The following is a 14,437-nucleotide window of genomic DNA, read 5'->3' on the forward strand; positions in this document are numbered from 1 at the left end:
CGAAACGGGCATCGCCGGGTTCGGCGCCGTATCACGTATCGAAAGCTGATCTTGAAGGCAGCCCCTCCCAACCTGTGAGAGGGGCTGGCCGAATTGCTGCTACTCCGCCGCCTCGGCATAAGTTTCGACCGGCGGGCAGGTGCAGAGCAGGTTGCGGTCGCCATAGACATTGTCGACGCGGTTGACCGGCGACCAGTATTTGTCGACGCGGAAGGCGCCGGGCGGGAAGCAGGCCTGTTCGCGCGAATAGGGGCGCTCCCATTCGCCGACGAGGTCTTCCACCGTGTGCGGAGCGTTCTTCAGCGGGTTGTTGACCTTGTCCATGCGGCCTTCCTCAATCGCGCGAGCCTCCTCGCGGATCGCCAGCATCGCCTCGCAGAAGCGGTCGAGTTCGGCCTTGGTCTCGCTTTCCGTCGGCTCGATCATCAGCGTGCCTGATACCGGCCAGCTCATCGTCGGCGCATGGAAGCCGCAGTCGATCAGCCGCTTGGCGACGTCGTCGACGGTGACACCTGCGCTGTCGACCAGAGGGCGGGTGTCGATGATGCATTCGTGCGCGACGCGGCCGGCGGCCGATTTGTAAAGCACGTCATAGGCGCCCTTCAGGCGGGCGGCGATGTAGTTGGCGTTGAGGATCGCCACCTTGGTCGCCTGCGTCAGCCCTTCGCCGCCCATCATCAGGCAGTAGCTCCAGGAGATCGGCAGGATCGAGGCCGAGCCGAAGGCGGCGGCCGAAACCGCGCCGGAACGGCCGTCGGTTTCCGGGTGCCCTGGCAGGTACGGCGCCAGGTGCGCTTTGACGCCGATCGGACCCATACCGGGGCCGCCGCCGCCATGCGGGATGCAGAAGGTCTTGTGCAGGTTGAGGTGGGAAACGTCCGAGCCGATGTCGCCGGGACGGGACAGGCCGACCATGGCATTCATGTTGGCGCCGTCGAGATAGACCTGGCCGCCATTGGTATGCACGAGATCGCAGATTTCCTTGACGGTCTCTTCGAAGACGCCGTGCGTCGAAGGGTAGGTGATCATGCAGCAGGAGAGGTTTGCCGCATGCTCCTCAGCCTTGGCGCGGAAGTCGTCGAGATCGATGTCGCCATTCTCGCGCACTTTGATGACCACCACCTTCATACCGACCATCTGGGCCGAGGCCGGGTTGGTGCCGTGCGCCGAGGTCGGGATCAGGCAGACGTCGCGATGGCCCTCGCCGTTGGCGATATGAAAGTTGCGGATCGTCAGCAGACCGGCATATTCACCTTGCGCGCCGGAATTCGGCTGCATGGAGAAGGCGTCGTAGCCGGTGATGGCGCAGAGCTTTTCGATCAGGTCGTCGATCATCTCGCGGTAGCCGAGCGCCTGATCGGCCGGCACGAAGGGATGGATGTCGGAAAATTCCGGCCAGGTGATCGGCAGCATTTCCGCCGTCGCATTGAGCTTCATCGTGCACGAACCAAGCGGGATCATCGAGCGGTCGAGGGCCAGATCCCGGTCGGAGAGCCGGCGGATGTAACGCGTCATCTCGCTTTCGGCGCGGTTCATGTGGAAGATCGGATGGGTGAGGTAATTGCTGGTTCTGAGCAGGCCTCTCGGCAGCCGGTAGGAAGGCTCGAAATCGGCGATGGTGAAATTGCCACCGAAGGCGCGCCAGACGGCTTCGAGCGTTGCCGGCCGCGTGCGCTCGTCGACGCTCATGCCGATCCCGGTTTCGCCGACCTTGCGCAGATTGACGCCTTCGGCAACGGCGGCGCGCAGGATGAGCCCCTGCATGTGGCCGACATCGACGGTGATGGTGTCGAAGAAGGTCTCCGGCTCGACCTTATAGCCGAGCTTTTCCAGACCCTTGGCCATCAGCACGGCCTTCTGGTGAACCTGCTGGGCGATCGCCTTGATACCCTCGGGACCATGGAAGACCGCATACATCGAGGCCATGACGGCCAGCAGCACCTGGGCGGTGCAGATGTTCGACGTCGCCTTCTCGCGGCGGATATGCTGCTCGCGGGTCTGCAGCGACAGGCGATAGGCGCGGTTGCCGCGGGCATCGACGGAAACGCCGACGAGACGGCCGGGCATGGAGCGCTTGATGGCATCCTTGACCGACATATAGGCCGCATGCGGGCCGCCGTAGCCGACCGGGACGCCGAAGCGCTGCGAGGAGCCGACGGCGATATCGGCACCCATTTCGCCGGGCGATTTCAAGAGCGTCAGCGCCAGGATGTCGGCGGCGACGATCGATATGGCGCCGGCCTGGTGCAGGCGGGCGATCAGGCCGGTGAAATCATGGACGTGACCATGCGTGCCCGGATATTGGAAGATTGCGCCGAAGACATCGACCGGATCGAGATCGGTGAAGGGATTGCCGACAATCACCTGCCAGCCGAGCGGCTCGGCGCGGGTGCGGATCAGGGCGATGGTTTGCGGATGGCAATCGGCATCGACGAAGAAGGCCTTCGCCTTCGACTTGGCGACGCGTTCGGCAATCGCCATGCCTTCGGCGGCGGCGGTCGCCTCGTCGAGCAGCGAGGCATTGGCGACGTCGAGGCCGGTGAGGTCGCAGACCATCGTCTGGTAGTTGAGAAGCGCTTCCAGGCGGCCCTGGCTGATCTCCGGCTGGTAGGGCGTATAGGCCGTATACCAGGCGGGATTTTCCAGGATGTTGCGCTGGATGACCGGCGGCGTGATCGTGCCGTAGTATCCCTGGCCGATCAGCGACACCAGCACCTTGTTCTTGTTGGCGGTCTCGCGCAGCTTGTCGAGCGCCTCGCGCTCGGTCATCGGCGCGCCCCAGACGAGTGGCGCCTTCTGGCGGATCGAGGGCGGCAACGTCGCGTCGATCAAGCCGTCGAGGCTGTTATAGCCGATCACTTTCAGCATGTCGGTCATCTCGGCCGGCGAGGGGCCGATGTGACGGCGATTGGCAAAATCGTAGGGCTGATAGTCGGTGAACTGGAATTCGGTCGGCGTCGTCATTACGCGGTGAGCTCCTTATAGGCGGCCTCGTCGAGCAAGCCGTTGGCATCCGCGGCATTTGCAAGCTTCAGCTTGAAGAACCAGCCGGCGCCCTGAGGATCGGAATTGACCAGCGACGGATCGGCAACGATGGCCGGATTGACCTCGGTGATCTCGCCGTCGAGCGGACAATAGACGTCGGAGGCAGCCTTGACGGATTCAACTGTCGCGGCATTGCCGTTCTTGGAGAAGGTCGCGCCGACTTCCGGCAGTTCGACGAAAACCAGGTCGCCGAGCTGATCGACGGCATAATTGGTGATACCAACCGTCGCAACGCCGCCTTCGATCTGCAGCCATTCGTGTTCTTCGGTAAATTTCAGCATTGTTCGTCCTCTCTGGAAAAGCTTTAGCGTTTGTAGGTCGGTGTGACGAAGGGCAGGGCGCTGACGGTGATCGGCAGATATTTGCCGCGCACCTCGGCGTAGACGAGCGTGCCGGCCGCTGCATGGGAGACCGGAACATAGCCCATGGCGACGGGACCTTCGACGCTGGGGCCGAAGCCGCCCGAGGTGACTTCGCCGATCTCGACCTTGCCCTCGGCATCGGCATAGAGCTTGGCATGGCCGCGCACCGGCGCCTTGCCTTCCGGCTTCAGGCCGACGCGGCGGCGGGCAGCGCCGTTTTCGAGTTCGGAAAGGATTCGGCCGGAGCCCGGGAAGCCGCCGGCGCGTGCGCCGCCCGTGCGCCGCGCCTTCTGCATCGCCCATTCCAGCGCTGCTTCGACCGGCGAGGTGGTGGTGTCGATATCGTTGCCATAGAGGCAGAGACCGGCTTCAAGGCGCAGAGAGTCACGGGCGCCGAGGCCGATCGCCTGGACATCGGGATGCTCGAGCAGCCGCATGGTGACATCCTCGGCCTTATCAGCCGGGATCGAGATTTCGAAACCGTCCTCGCCGCTATAGCCGGAGCGCGAGACAAGACAGGAAACATCGTGCAGGCGGCAGTGGCGCACATCCATGAATTTCATCGCTGCGACGTCGGCCCAGAGTTCGGCGAGAACCTCGACCGCACGCGGTCCCTGCAGCGCGATCAAAGCGCGGTTCAGCAGCGTGATATCGCATCGGTCGCCGATATGGGCCTGCAGATGGGCCAGATCGGCCTCCTTGCAGGACGCGTTGACGACGACGAAAAGATGGTCGTCGAGATGGGCGATCATCAGGTCGTCGAGAATGCAGCCGCTGTTGTCGGTGAAAAAGCCATAACGCTGGCGGCCTTCGGCAAGACCGAGGATATCGACCGGAACCAGGCTTTCGAGCGCCAGCGCGGCATCCTCGTAGCTGCCGGATTTCGCCTTCACGATGACTTGGCCCATGTGGGAGACATCGAAGAGGCCGACCTCGGTGCGGGTATGAAGGTGCTCCTTCATGACGCCGGCGGGATATTGCACCGGCATGTCGTAACCCGCGAACGGCACCATGCGGGCGCCGCGCGAGAGATGCAGGGCATGCAGCGGGGTTTTCTTCAGGGCAGCAGTATCGTCCAAAAGACGCCTCCGGGGTTTGCGCCTTCTCGCGAAGGCACGGGCTCAAATCTGAAGGCGCGGCTGCGCACTTCTCTCCTGAGCCCCCTCTGTCCCTTTGCCTGAGATTGTTATCCCTTCGGCGAGCGTTTCGAGAACGCTTCTCTCCAGAGTTCCGTCTGCCCCTTGCTGGTCCTTTTGCCTGAGAGTTTCCGGGGCGGTTGCTCCTTCGGCACCGGTGGCGAAAGCACCGGATTCTCCCAACAAGGTTGGCGCAATTATCCGGCGGTTGTGGCTCTTGGCAAGCGGCAAATGTCGTCACCGAGCAAATTTTTGTCGTCTTATACCGATCCGGCCTTAAACTGCAGCAAATCTGCTTTTGCATTTCGGCTGTAAACCGGCTATCGCGACTTGCTGTTGAAGGGGATCTCATGCGGCCGACCGGACTGAAAGCGACGCTGTTTTTGCGCATGCTTTGCGCATTGAGCTTCGCGTTGCTCGGTCTTGCCCATCAGCCGCCGCAGGCTGTCGCCTCCGAAGGCTATCATGCGGCGGCCTATATGCTGCCCGACGGCAGCTTCGCTTCGCTCTGCGTCACGGTGAAGGACGCAGACGGCAAGACCGCCTCCTTCAAGCCGAATTGCGAAGCCTGCCGGCTGTCGGCCACCGTGATCCTACCGGCACCGGATGCCGGCTCCTGGCTCGAACGCAAGCTCGCCTCGCTCGTCAATTCGCCGATCGAAACCGCCGCCGTTACCGGTGCACGCGCCGTCAGCCGGGCAAATTCCCGCGCGCCTCCCATCCTCGGCTGATCTGCCTTCGCACTTAATGATGCAGCATGCCGGTCCGCCTGAGAGAAATTCGCGGTCGGCGAGGAGATATCCGATGAAGATTAGCAAGACATTTGGCAAGACATTCGCGCTTGCCGCCCTTTTTTCCGCGACCGCAATCGCCGGCGCAGAAGCGCATGTGACCTTCCTCGACAGGGAAGCGACTGAGGAGACCACCATTCTCGCGACGCTGCAGCTGCCGCACGGCTGCGACGGCAAGGCCACCACGGAAGTGCGGGTCAAGCTGCCGGAAGGCTTCGTCTTCGCTAAGCCGCAGCCGAAGGCCGGCTGGGAGCTCGAGGTGATCAAGGGCGACTACCAGAAGATCTACGACAATCACGGCGACAAGGTGAAGACAGGCGCGGTCGAGATCCGCTGGAAGAACGGCAATCTCTCCGACGATTTCTACGACACCTTCGTCATCCAGGGTAAGGTTTCGGGCGTCGATGCCGGCACCTCGCTCGCCTTTCCGGTGACGCAGATGTGCGGTGACACGGTCGAGGCCTGGGATCAGGTGGCAAAGGATGGCGGCGACGCGCATGGGATGAAAAGCCCGGCACCGCTTCTGAAGGTCGTCGCCGGCGAAGACCAAGGCCATGACCATGACGACATGGCCGGCATGGTCATGTCCGGTATGACCGGTATGGGTGCTGCGGCACCGGCTGGAGAAACGGTCAAGGCCGGCGATCTCGAAGTCTCTGGCGGGTTCGCCAAGGCGATGCTGCCCGGCCAGCCGGTCGGCGGCGGCTTTTTCACCGTGAAGAACAACGGCCAGACGGACGACCGGCTGCTATCCGTGACATCGCCTGCGGCAGGCGAGGTTCAGATCCACGAGATGGTGACCAAGGACAACGTCATGCGGATGCGCCAGCTGAAGGACGGCATCGCCATCGCCGCTGGCCAGACGGTCAAGCTCGAGCCCGGCAACCTGCATCTGATGTTCCAGAAGGTGAAGACGCCGTTCAAGCAGGGCGATAGCGTGCCGGTGACGCTGACCTTCGAAAAGGCCGGAAAGATCGACCTGGTGCTGCAGGTGCTGTCGGTGCAGGGCAAGTAAGCGCGATCCGATGAAACAGCAAAGCCTGCGACTGTGATCGCAGTCGCAGGCTTTCCTTCAAAAGGCGGTTGCCTCAGACCTCTTCGTAGGATTGCAGAGCCTGCTTGAGGCCGGCCTGCGGCTGGCGGTTGCCCTTGGCCATCAGGTCGAGCGCCACTTCCGTCGACTGGATGATGCTGGAGGGCTCCTCGGCCTGATCGGGGCTGTCGGCCTTCAATTGCCGGTCGGCGATGCGGCGTGCATCGCGCGCGGCGGTGCTGGTCGCGACACGCTGGGGAATCCTCAGCGATTCGAAGGCAATGGCAGCGGTGTTGGCCGATACGGACAGGAGCTGGGTCATGCCGTCACGGTATCGGCATGATATTGGCGCCATCATAACAAAATCATCGGCATTTTACCGGATGGTAAGAATTCATTCCGTCACGATTGGAATCTTTGCGGAGTTGCGATAAATCCGGCGGATGATCCAGGCTCTTCTCGTCGCCGTCGGCGGCGCTATCGGTTCCCTCCTCAGATATTATGTCGGCCAGTGGACGCTGAGGCTCATGGGCCCGGCCTTTCCCTGGGGCACGCTTGCGGTCAATGTCGTCGGCTGCTTCGTCATCGGCGTCTTCGCCGAGCTGATCGCGCGGAGGTTCAACGCCTCGGTGGAACTGCGGCTTTTGCTGATCACCGGCTTCCTCGGCGGCTTCACCACATTCTCGGCCTTTTCGCTGGATGCGATCTCGCTGTTCGAGCGTGGCGAGGCGGCGGCGGGCGGTATCTACATCATGGCGAGCGTCGGGCTTTCGATGGCCGCCGTCATGGCAGGCCTTGCCGTCATGCGCGCTTTGGCCTGATTTCTTTTCCGGTTTCCGTTTTGCTTGAAAATGCTCTAAAGGCTGCGGCAAGAACGCCGGCTTGGCCCGCGCTGCAATTTCCGAAAGATTTTTTATGGCTGGCATAGAACATATCAAGGTTGAACCCGACGAAGCAGGCATGCGGCTCGATCGCTGGTTCAAGGTGCATTTTCCCGGGCTCGGTTTCGGTCCGCTGCAGAAGCTTTTGCGCTCCGGCCAGGTGCGTGTCGACGGCGGCCGTGTCAAATCGGATGCGCGCGTGCAGCCCGGGCAGACGGTGCGGGTGCCGCCGCTCGATGTCGATGCGAAGAAGTCCGGACCGATCGCCGGCAAGGATCTCAAGCATTCGTCCGATTTCGAACTCCTGTCGCGCATGGTGCTGCATGAGGACGATAAGGTGATCGTGCTCAACAAGCCGCCCGGTATTGCGGTGCAGGGCGGCTCCGGTGTAGCCCGGCATATCGACCAGATGCTCGAAGCCTGGACCAGCCCGAAGGGCGAGAAGCCGCGGCTCGTCCACCGCCTCGACCGCGATACGTCAGGGGTTCTCGTCATCGCCCGCACCCGCGGCGCCGCACAGAAGCTGACGGCCGCCTTCCGCGAGCGTGATACCAAGAAGACCTATTGGGCGCTGGTCAAGGGCGTTCCGCGCAAGCACGAAGACAAGATCTCGACCTGGCTCGTCAAGGAGCCGACCGCCGATGGCGACCGGATGCGCATCGCCAGACACGGCGAGGACGGTGCCGACCATGCGATTTCCTTCTACCGCGTGCTGGAGACGGCGGCGCAGAACCTCGCATGGCTGGAGATGGAGCCCTATACCGGCCGAACCCACCAATTGCGCGTTCATGCCCTGCATATCGGCCATCCGATCATCGGCGATCCGAAATATTTCGACGATGATCCGAATTGGGATTTTCCGGGCGGCGTGCAGAAGAAGCTGCATCTGCATGCGCGCCGCATCGACATCCCGCACCCCTCCGGCGGCCGCCTGCGCGTCAGCGCGCCACTGCCGTCGCATATGGTGCAGACATGGAACCTGCTCGGTCTCGACCTTGCCGGTGCTGAAAGGGACAGCGAATGAAACTCGCCCTTTTCGATTGCGACGGCACGCTGGTCGACAGCGCCGGCCTGATCCATGAAACCATGCGTCGGACCTTCGAGAAATTCGGCAAGCTGGAACCGCGATTTGAGGACACCAAGGCGATTATCGGCCTGTCGCTGGATATCGCGATTGCCCGCATGCAGGGCAGGCCGCATGTCGAGCAGGACGATATCGAGATGACGGCGCATTACAAATCGCTGTTTTCGGTGGTGCGCCAGGATCTCGACTACAGGGAGCCGCTGTTTCCCGGCATCCGCGAGATGATCGACGCGATCACCGGGCGCGAGGATCTGCTGATCGGCGCAGTGACAGGGAAATCCAGGCGCGGGCTGAACCTGGTGATGGAGACGCACGGCTTCGACCGATATTTCACCGTTGCGCGCACCGCCGACGATTGCCCTTCCAAGCCGCATCCGGCCATGGTGACGGAATGCTGTGACGAAACCGGCATGAATGCCGCTGATGCCATTGTCATCGGCGATGCCATTTTCGATATGCAGATGGCAAAGGCTGCCGGCGCCAAGGCGATCGGCGTTGCCTGGGGCTATGCCAGCGTGGATGAGCTGATCGCCAACGGCGCCGATGCGATCGCCTATCATCCAAACGAGATACTAAGCCATTTTTCCTGAGGTAAGCCTATGCGCGATCTGCTGAACGATCTTTCCGAAGGCCTGAGCCATCCCGATCCGATCCGCCGGGCGCAGATCCAGATGAAGAAGCCGCTGCCGAAGCGTTTCTATACCGACGTCTCGGTTGCCGAATACGAGGGCGGTTTTGCGATCACGCTCGACGGCAAGATGGTGCGCACGCCGGCACGGCTGGTTCTTGCGGTTCCGACCGAGGCGCTGGCGCAGCTTGTCGCCGCCGAATGGCAGGCGCAGGTCGAAGAGATCGATCCCATGACGATGCCCATGACGCGGCTCGTCAACACCGCGCTCGACGGCATTACCGGCAACACGCAGGCGATCCTTGAAGATATCCTGCGCTTTTCCTCGAGCGACCTTATCTGCTATCGCGCCGATGGGCCGGAACTGCTGGTCGAACGCCAGGCCGAGCGCTGGGACCCGATGGTCGACTGGGCGGCAAACGATCTCGGCGCCCGTTTCATCCTCGTCGAAGGCGTGATGCCGCGTGAGCAGCCGCGCGAGGCGACCGCCGCCTTCGCCGTCACGCTCGCCAGATATGACAACCCGATCGCGCTCGCAGCACTGCACACAGTCACCACGCTCACCGGTTCGGCGATCCTGGCTCTCGCCTTCGCCTGTGGCCGGGTGACGATGGAGGAAGCCTGGTCGCTTGCCCATCTCGACGAGGACTGGACGATCGAGCATTGGGGCAGCGACGAAGAAGCCGAGGAGCGGCGGGCCAAGCGCTTTGCCGACTTCAAGGCGGCGACGGATGTTTTTTTCGCCCTAAGCGCCTGAAACATATTGCCTTCCCCGCCATTATGACGAAATCTGCGACTCCAACGGGGTCGTGCGGGATTTTGCGATGAATTGGCTGAGGTCGTGTTTTTGCCGGGCCGCACTCGTCTGTGTCGCGCTTGCGGCCTGCGGCAGCCTCTCGGCGAAAAAGCCGGAGGCACCGGTCTATGATGTGCGCAGCGCCGTCGTTGTCTCCGGGCCGAACATGCCGGCCGAGCTGCTTGGCGGCATCAACGACCGCGTCAATGCCGCGATCAACGCCACGGTGCGTGACACCGTGCTGCCGCGGGTGGTGCTGACGATCCGCGTCGTGTCGATCGAGAAGGGCCTCGGCTTCCAGAAGGACCGCAACGTCGCCAAGATCAGCATCGACGCAGCTTCCGTCGAGGACGGCTCGGTCATCGCGGTCAGCGCCTTCGACGTGACCAGCATCGCCGCCGACCCCAAGCTTGCCGACGAGATCTTGGCCGAGGACGTCGCAGCCAGGATACGCTCGGTTTTCTCACTCAGCGGGCGAAGCCGCTAGCACAAGCGGCGAGGGAGATCGCATGAAGGAAATTCTCGAAGAACTGGAACGGCGCCGCGGCGTCGCCCGCCTCGGCGGCGGTGAGACGCGCATCCTCGCCCAGCACAAGCGTGGCAAGTTGACGGCGCGCGAGCGTATCGACCTCTTCCTCGATGAAGGCTCCTTCGAGGAATTCGACATGTTCGTCGAACATCGCTCCACCGATTTCGGCATGGACAAGAGCCGTGTTGCCGGCGACGGGGTCGTCACCGGCTGGGGCACGGTCAATGGCCGCACGGTGTTCGTCTTCGCCAAGGACTTCACCGTCTTCGGCGGCTCGCTTTCGGAAGCGCATGCCGAGAAGATCATGAAGGTGCAGGACATGGCGCTGAAGAACCGCGCGCCGATCGTCGGCATCTATGATGCCGGCGGCGCCCGCATCCAGGAGGGCGTGGCCGCACTTGGTGGTTACGCCGAAGTGTTCCAGCGCAATGTGCTCGCTTCCGGCGTCATCCCGCAGATCTCCGTCATCATGGGTCCCTGTGCCGGTGGCGACGTCTATTCGCCGGCGATGACCGATTTCATCTTCATGGTGCGTGATACCTCCTACATGTTCGTCACCGGCCCCGATGTGGTGAAAACCGTCACCAACGAGACGGTGACGGCGGAACAACTCGGCGGCGCCGTGGTCCACACTGTGCGCTCTTCGATTGCCGATGGCGCCTATGAGAATGATGTCGAAACGCTGCTGCAGGTGCGCCGGCTGATCGATTTCCTGCCGCTTTCGAACACCGCGCCACTGCCTGAAATCGAATGTTACCAGTCGGTGACAGAGGTCGATATGTCGCTCGATACGCTGGTGCCGGCCAGCGCCAACAAGCCCTATGACATCAAGGAACTGATCCGGAAGGTGGCGGACGAGGGGGATTTCTTTGAGATCCAGGCGAAATTCGCCGGTAATATCGTCTGTGGCTTCGGCCGCGTCGAAGGCTCCACCGTCGGTTTTGTCGCCAACCAGCCGATGGTGCTGGCCGGCGTGCTCGACAGCGACGCGTCGCGCAAGGCGGCGCGCTTCGTTCGCTTCTGCGACTGCTTCAACATTCCGATCGTCACCTTCGTCGACGTGCCGGGTTTCCTGCCGGGGACGGCGCAGGAGTATGGCGGCCTCATCAAGCACGGCGCCAAGCTGCTATTCGCCTATGCGGAGGCGACGGTGCCGAAGCTGACGGTCATCACCCGCAAAGCCTTCGGCGGCGCCTATGACGTGATGGCGTCGAAGCATCTGCGCGGAGATCTCAACTACGCCTGGCCAACAGCGCAGATCGCGGTGATGGGTGCCAAGGGCGCGGTCGAGATCATCTTCCGGAAGGATATCGCCGATCCCGAGAAGATCGCCGCCCACACGAAAATGTACGAGGACCGGTTCCTTTCACCCTTCGTCGCCGCCGAGCGCGGCTATGTCGACGAGGTAATCATGCCGCATTCGACCCGGCGGCGGCTGGCGCGCGGCCTGAAGATGCTGCGCAACAAGGATCTCACCAATCCCTGGAAGAAACACGACAACATCCCGCTTTGAGATTTGGCCGATGAATATATTCGTCCGGTCAGGTGTTTAGCTGCTGTCGAAAATGTGAACGGTTGTCAGCGATCCGTGTGTTCAATCCTTGCCGACGACAGGCTAACGCTCGGCGGTATTCTTTTAATGGAGAGATTTTATGTCAACTTTCGAGCGTCTTTCTGCCTACCGCCCCTATGGGCTGGCCGCTCTCAGGATCATCACCGCACTGCTGTTCATCGAACATGGCACGATGAAGCTTTTCGGCTTCCCGGCCTCGCAGATGTCGGGCTCGCTGCCGCCGCTGATGCTTTTCGCGGCCTTTCTTGAGCTTGTCGGCGGCATCCTCATTCTCGTCGGCCTGCTGACGCGTCCCGTCGCCTTACTGCTCGCCGGCGAAATGGCGGTCGCCTATTTCATGGCGCATGCTCCGAACAGCTTCTTCCCAGCCGTCAATCAGGGCGACGCCGCGATCCTGTTCTGCTTCGTCTTCCTCTACATGTTCTTCTCCGGTCCCGGCGCATTTTCCGTCGATAACCGCAAGGCAGCCTGAGCCGACATAGATTGCGGGGCGTTACGATGCCCCGCAGCGTTTTGGTGATCAAGCGGTGAGCTTGAGACCGGCGATGCCGCCGACGATCAGCACGATGCAGGCAAGACGGGAGACACTTGCCTCATCGCCAAGCAGCCAGATGCCGAAGAGCACGGTTCCGACCGTGCCGATGCCGGTCCAGACCGCATAAGCGGTGCCGATCGGCAGGTGCTTCACCGCCAGGCCGAGCAGCACGATGCTGACCACCATGGATATGACGGTCAGCGCCGTCGGCAGCGGCCGTGTGAAACCATCGGTATATTTAAGGCCGATCGCCCAGCCACATTCGAAAAGACCGGCGACAAAAAGCAGAAACCAGGCCATACGACTCTCCTTGTTCAAGAGCGAGGCCGTCCCCGCGACGGTTGCATCCTCAGGATGCCGCAGTCGTCTGCGATAACCCCTATATGCGTAAGGGAACGGCTCCGTTCAAGGTAGGAATCCGCATGGCCGCTATGCCACCCGTTTCATGCCGGTCGGGATCAGGGCTGCCCACCAGCCTCCGCGGAAAAACTCTTGGCGCGGCGGCAGAGGCGGTCGAAGGTTTCGAGGAAGCGCGAGCGGTCCTTCGGGCTGAAGGCGGCGTTGTAGCCCTTGCTTTCGCCGGTTTCACGCAGATGCGCGCCGAGATCGCGCATGGCGCTCGCCATGCCGATATTGGTCTCGTCGAAGACGCGCCCGGTCGGGCCGCTGACGAAGGCGCCGGTGGCGACACAGCGCACGGCGAGCGGTACATCGGCGGTGACGACGACATCACCGGGGCCGGCGCGCTCGGCAATCCAGTTGTCGGCAGCGTCGAAGGCGTTGGAGACGATGACGTTGTGGATCATCGGATCGCGCGATGGGCGTAGGCCGGAATTGGCGACGAAGGTGACTTCGAGGCCGTGGCGTTCGGCGACCTTCAGCACTTCCGGCTTCACCGGGCAGGCATCGGCATCGACATAAATCATGACAATATCCTTGCCGGCTGGATGGCCAGCTGGCGGACCATATCGATATGGGGAATGCCGTCTTCCAGATATTCCTCCGATGCCACGATGAAGCCGAAGGATTCGTAGAAGCGGCGCAAATGGGCCTGCGCCGACAAGGCAATGTGGTGTGCCGGATAAAGCCGCTCGCAAGCGGAGATCGCTTCGCGCATCAATGCATCGCCGAGGCGCTTGCCGCGATGGGTGGGCGAGACGACGACGCGGCCGATCTTTGACGGATCATGCGGCTCGTGCGGTGTCAGAATCCGCGCCGAAGCCAGGAGTTCGCCGCTCTCCATCAGCCTTAGATGCAAGGCATCGATATCCTTGCCGTCGAGTTCCGGATAGGCACAGTTCTGCTCGACGACGAAGACATCGACGCGCATTTTCAAGAGGTCGTAGAGCTCCCGCGCGAGGAGCTCATCGAAGGTCTTGATGTCGGCCATGCAGGTCGTCGAAGCCATCAGTAAACCACCACGCCGCGGATGCTCTTGCCGGAATGCATCAGCTCGAAGCCTTTGTTGATGTCGTCGAGCGGCATCGTGTGGGTGATCATCGGGTCGATCTGGATCTTGCCCTGCATGTACCAGTCGACGATCTTCGGCACGTCGGTGCGCCCGCGCGCGCCGCCGAAGGCGGTGCCCATCCAGTTGCGGCCGGTGACCAGCTGGAACGGGCGGGTGGAGATCTCCTGGCCGGCGCCGGCAACGCCGATGATGATCGATTTGCCCCAGCCGCGATGGCTGGCTTCGAGCGCCTGGCGCATCACCTTGGTGTTGCCGGTGCAGTCGAACGTATAGTCGGCGCCGCCGATCAGGTCGCCATTGCGCTTCGTCAGGTTGACGAGATAGGGCACGATGTCATCGCCGACCTCTTTCGGATTGACGAAATGCGTCATGCCGAACTTGTCGCCCCATTCCTTGCGGTCGCTGTTGATGTCGACGCCGATGATCATGTCGGCACCGGCAAGCCGCAGGCCCTGCAGCACGTTGAGGCCGATGCCGCCGAGACCGAAGACGATGGCGGTGGCGCCGATCTCGACCTTGGCGGTGTTGATCACCGCGCCGATGCCTGTCGTCACCCCGCAGCCGATGTAGCAG

General features: G+C 62.4%; 17 protein-coding genes and 2 riboswitches. Of the genes, 9 read left to right on the forward strand and 8 right to left on the reverse strand.

All coding sequences use genetic code 11. The annotated features are described in order from the left end of the window. Positions 1-99: 99 nt before the first annotated feature. The 3 genes from gcvP to gcvT are packed head-to-tail and all read right to left on the reverse strand — an operon-like array spanning position 100 to position 4,486. Positions 100-2,964 (reverse strand): aminomethyl-transferring glycine dehydrogenase, encoded by a 2,865-nt coding sequence (gcvP, locus tag HJB82_RS26800; protein ID WP_221141979.1) that lies wholly within the window; start codon positions 2,962-2,964, stop codon positions 100-102. Continuing rightward, on the reverse strand, positions 2,964-3,326 hold the full coding sequence (gcvH, locus tag HJB82_RS26805; RefSeq protein ID WP_207580590.1) for a glycine cleavage system protein GcvH: 363 nt from the start codon (positions 3,324-3,326) through the stop codon (positions 2,964-2,966). Before gcvH ends, gcvP begins: the two co-directional genes overlap by 1 nt. Positions 3,327-3,349: 23 nt before the next feature. Next, a complete protein-coding gene (gene gcvT, locus HJB82_RS26810) occupies positions 3,350-4,486 on the reverse strand; it encodes a glycine cleavage system aminomethyltransferase GcvT (protein ID WP_207580589.1) in 1,137 nt (378 codons plus the stop codon). 76 nt (positions 4,487-4,562) lie between these two features. Further along, positions 4,563-4,643: riboswitch (glycine riboswitch) on the reverse strand. Positions 4,644-4,646: 3 nt separating this feature from the next. Next, a riboswitch (glycine riboswitch) is annotated at positions 4,647-4,735 on the reverse strand. Between the two features lie 158 nt (positions 4,736-4,893). Between gcvT and HJB82_RS26815 the strand changes: the two genes are divergently transcribed. Continuing rightward, entirely contained in the window at positions 4,894-5,274 is a 381-nt protein-coding gene (locus HJB82_RS26815; RefSeq protein WP_207580588.1) for a hypothetical protein, read from the forward strand. 73 nt (positions 5,275-5,347) lie between these two features. Beyond that, positions 5,348-6,349, forward strand: a complete 1,002-nt coding sequence (locus HJB82_RS26820; protein ID WP_221141981.1) for a copper chaperone PCu(A)C — start codon at positions 5,348-5,350, stop codon at positions 6,347-6,349. Positions 6,350-6,422: 73 nt separating this feature from the next. On the opposite strand, the gene HJB82_RS26825 is transcribed toward HJB82_RS26820, so the two are convergent. Beyond that, positions 6,423-6,689, reverse strand: a complete 267-nt coding sequence (locus HJB82_RS26825; protein WP_207580586.1) for a hypothetical protein — start codon at positions 6,687-6,689, stop codon at positions 6,423-6,425. 121 nt (positions 6,690-6,810) lie between these two features. Between HJB82_RS26825 and crcB the strand changes: the two genes are divergently transcribed. The 7 genes from crcB to HJB82_RS26860 all read left to right on the forward strand — a co-directional run bounded on the left by crcB (position 6,811) and on the right by HJB82_RS26860 (position 12,330). After that, positions 6,811-7,188, forward strand: coding sequence for a fluoride efflux transporter CrcB (gene crcB / locus HJB82_RS26830; RefSeq protein WP_221141983.1), 378 nt, complete (start codon positions 6,811-6,813; stop codon positions 7,186-7,188). 94 nt (positions 7,189-7,282) lie between these two features. Then, positions 7,283-8,272, forward strand: coding sequence for an RluA family pseudouridine synthase (locus HJB82_RS26835; RefSeq protein WP_207580584.1), 990 nt, complete (start codon positions 7,283-7,285; stop codon positions 8,270-8,272). Beyond that, a complete protein-coding gene (locus HJB82_RS26840; RefSeq protein WP_221141985.1) occupies positions 8,269-8,922 on the forward strand; it encodes an HAD-IA family hydrolase in 654 nt (217 codons plus the stop codon). Before HJB82_RS26835 ends, HJB82_RS26840 begins: the two co-directional genes overlap by 4 nt. A 9-nt stretch (positions 8,923-8,931) precedes the next feature. After that, positions 8,932-9,717 (forward strand): ATP12 family chaperone protein, encoded by a 786-nt coding sequence (locus HJB82_RS26845; RefSeq protein ID WP_221141987.1) that lies wholly within the window; start codon positions 8,932-8,934, stop codon positions 9,715-9,717. 67 nt (positions 9,718-9,784) lie between these two features. After that, positions 9,785-10,243 carry a hypothetical protein gene (locus tag HJB82_RS26850; protein ID WP_221141989.1) on the forward strand — a complete coding sequence of 153 codons (459 nt, stop codon included), beginning with the start codon at positions 9,785-9,787 and terminating at the stop codon, positions 10,241-10,243. Positions 10,244-10,265: 22 nt separating this feature from the next. Beyond that, positions 10,266-11,798 carry an acyl-CoA carboxylase subunit beta gene (locus HJB82_RS26855; RefSeq protein ID WP_207580580.1) on the forward strand — a complete coding sequence of 511 codons (1,533 nt, stop codon included), beginning with the start codon at positions 10,266-10,268 and terminating at the stop codon, positions 11,796-11,798. A gap of 139 nt (positions 11,799-11,937) precedes the next feature. Next, positions 11,938-12,330: a DoxX family protein gene (locus tag HJB82_RS26860; protein ID WP_207580579.1), complete on the forward strand. Its 393-nt coding sequence runs from the start codon at positions 11,938-11,940 to the stop codon at positions 12,328-12,330. 48 nt (positions 12,331-12,378) lie between these two features. Here the strand turns inward: HJB82_RS26860 and sugE are convergent, their stop codons facing one another. From sugE to HJB82_RS26880, 4 genes are all read right to left on the reverse strand, one after another. Then, positions 12,379-12,693, reverse strand: coding sequence for a quaternary ammonium compound efflux SMR transporter SugE (sugE, locus tag HJB82_RS26865; RefSeq protein ID WP_221141990.1), 315 nt, complete (start codon positions 12,691-12,693; stop codon positions 12,379-12,381). 158 nt (positions 12,694-12,851) lie between these two features. Then, on the reverse strand, positions 12,852-13,319 hold the full coding sequence (locus tag HJB82_RS26870) for a YaiI/YqxD family protein (RefSeq protein ID WP_207580578.1): 468 nt from the start codon (positions 13,317-13,319) through the stop codon (positions 12,852-12,854). Continuing rightward, positions 13,316-13,801 (reverse strand): GNAT family N-acetyltransferase, encoded by a 486-nt coding sequence (locus HJB82_RS26875; RefSeq protein ID WP_207580577.1) that lies wholly within the window; start codon positions 13,799-13,801, stop codon positions 13,316-13,318. The genes HJB82_RS26870 and HJB82_RS26875 overlap by 4 nt, the downstream gene beginning before the upstream one ends. Next, on the reverse strand, positions 13,801-14,437 hold a 637-nt coding region (locus HJB82_RS26880), incomplete at its 5' end, for a zinc-binding dehydrogenase (protein WP_221141993.1). The genes HJB82_RS26875 and HJB82_RS26880, both read right to left, overlap by 1 nt.

This window comes from Rhizobium sp. NZLR10, assembly GCF_019685125.1.
Classification (GTDB): domain Bacteria; phylum Pseudomonadota; class Alphaproteobacteria; order Rhizobiales; family Rhizobiaceae; genus Rhizobium.

Excerpts from the sequence above, each read along its gene's own strand:
- HJB82_RS26845 (WP_221141987.1), top strand. The coding sequence starts at position 8,932 with ATGCGCGATCTGCTGAACGATCTTTCCGAAGGCCTGAGCCATCCCGAT.
- gcvH (WP_207580590.1), bottom strand. The coding sequence starts at position 3,326 with ATGCTGAAATTTACCGAAGAACACGAATGGCTGCAGATCGAAGGCGGC.
- HJB82_RS26855 (WP_207580580.1), top strand. The coding sequence starts at position 10,266 with ATGAAGGAAATTCTCGAAGAACTGGAACGGCGCCGCGGCGTCGCCCGC.
- HJB82_RS26820 (WP_221141981.1), top strand. The coding sequence starts at position 5,348 with ATGAAGATTAGCAAGACATTTGGCAAGACATTCGCGCTTGCCGCCCTT.
- HJB82_RS26870 (WP_207580578.1), bottom strand. The coding sequence starts at position 13,319 with ATGATTTATGTCGATGCCGATGCCTGCCCGGTGAAGCCGGAAGTGCTG.
- HJB82_RS26875 (WP_207580577.1), bottom strand. The coding sequence starts at position 13,801 with ATGGCTTCGACGACCTGCATGGCCGACATCAAGACCTTCGATGAGCTC.
- gcvP (WP_221141979.1), bottom strand. The coding sequence starts at position 2,964 with ATGACGACGCCGACCGAATTCCAGTTCACCGACTATCAGCCCTACGAT.
- sugE (WP_221141990.1), bottom strand. The coding sequence starts at position 12,693 with ATGGCCTGGTTTCTGCTTTTTGTCGCCGGTCTTTTCGAATGTGGCTGG.
- HJB82_RS26825 (WP_207580586.1), bottom strand. The coding sequence starts at position 6,689 with ATGACCCAGCTCCTGTCCGTATCGGCCAACACCGCTGCCATTGCCTTC.
- HJB82_RS26840 (WP_221141985.1), top strand. The coding sequence starts at position 8,269 with ATGAAACTCGCCCTTTTCGATTGCGACGGCACGCTGGTCGACAGCGCC.
- crcB (WP_221141983.1), top strand. The coding sequence starts at position 6,811 with ATGATCCAGGCTCTTCTCGTCGCCGTCGGCGGCGCTATCGGTTCCCTC.
- HJB82_RS26860 (WP_207580579.1), top strand. The coding sequence starts at position 11,938 with ATGTCAACTTTCGAGCGTCTTTCTGCCTACCGCCCCTATGGGCTGGCC.
- HJB82_RS26835 (WP_207580584.1), top strand. The coding sequence starts at position 7,283 with ATGGCTGGCATAGAACATATCAAGGTTGAACCCGACGAAGCAGGCATG.
- HJB82_RS26815 (WP_207580588.1), top strand. The coding sequence starts at position 4,894 with ATGCGGCCGACCGGACTGAAAGCGACGCTGTTTTTGCGCATGCTTTGC.
- HJB82_RS26850 (WP_221141989.1), top strand. The coding sequence starts at position 9,785 with ATGAATTGGCTGAGGTCGTGTTTTTGCCGGGCCGCACTCGTCTGTGTC.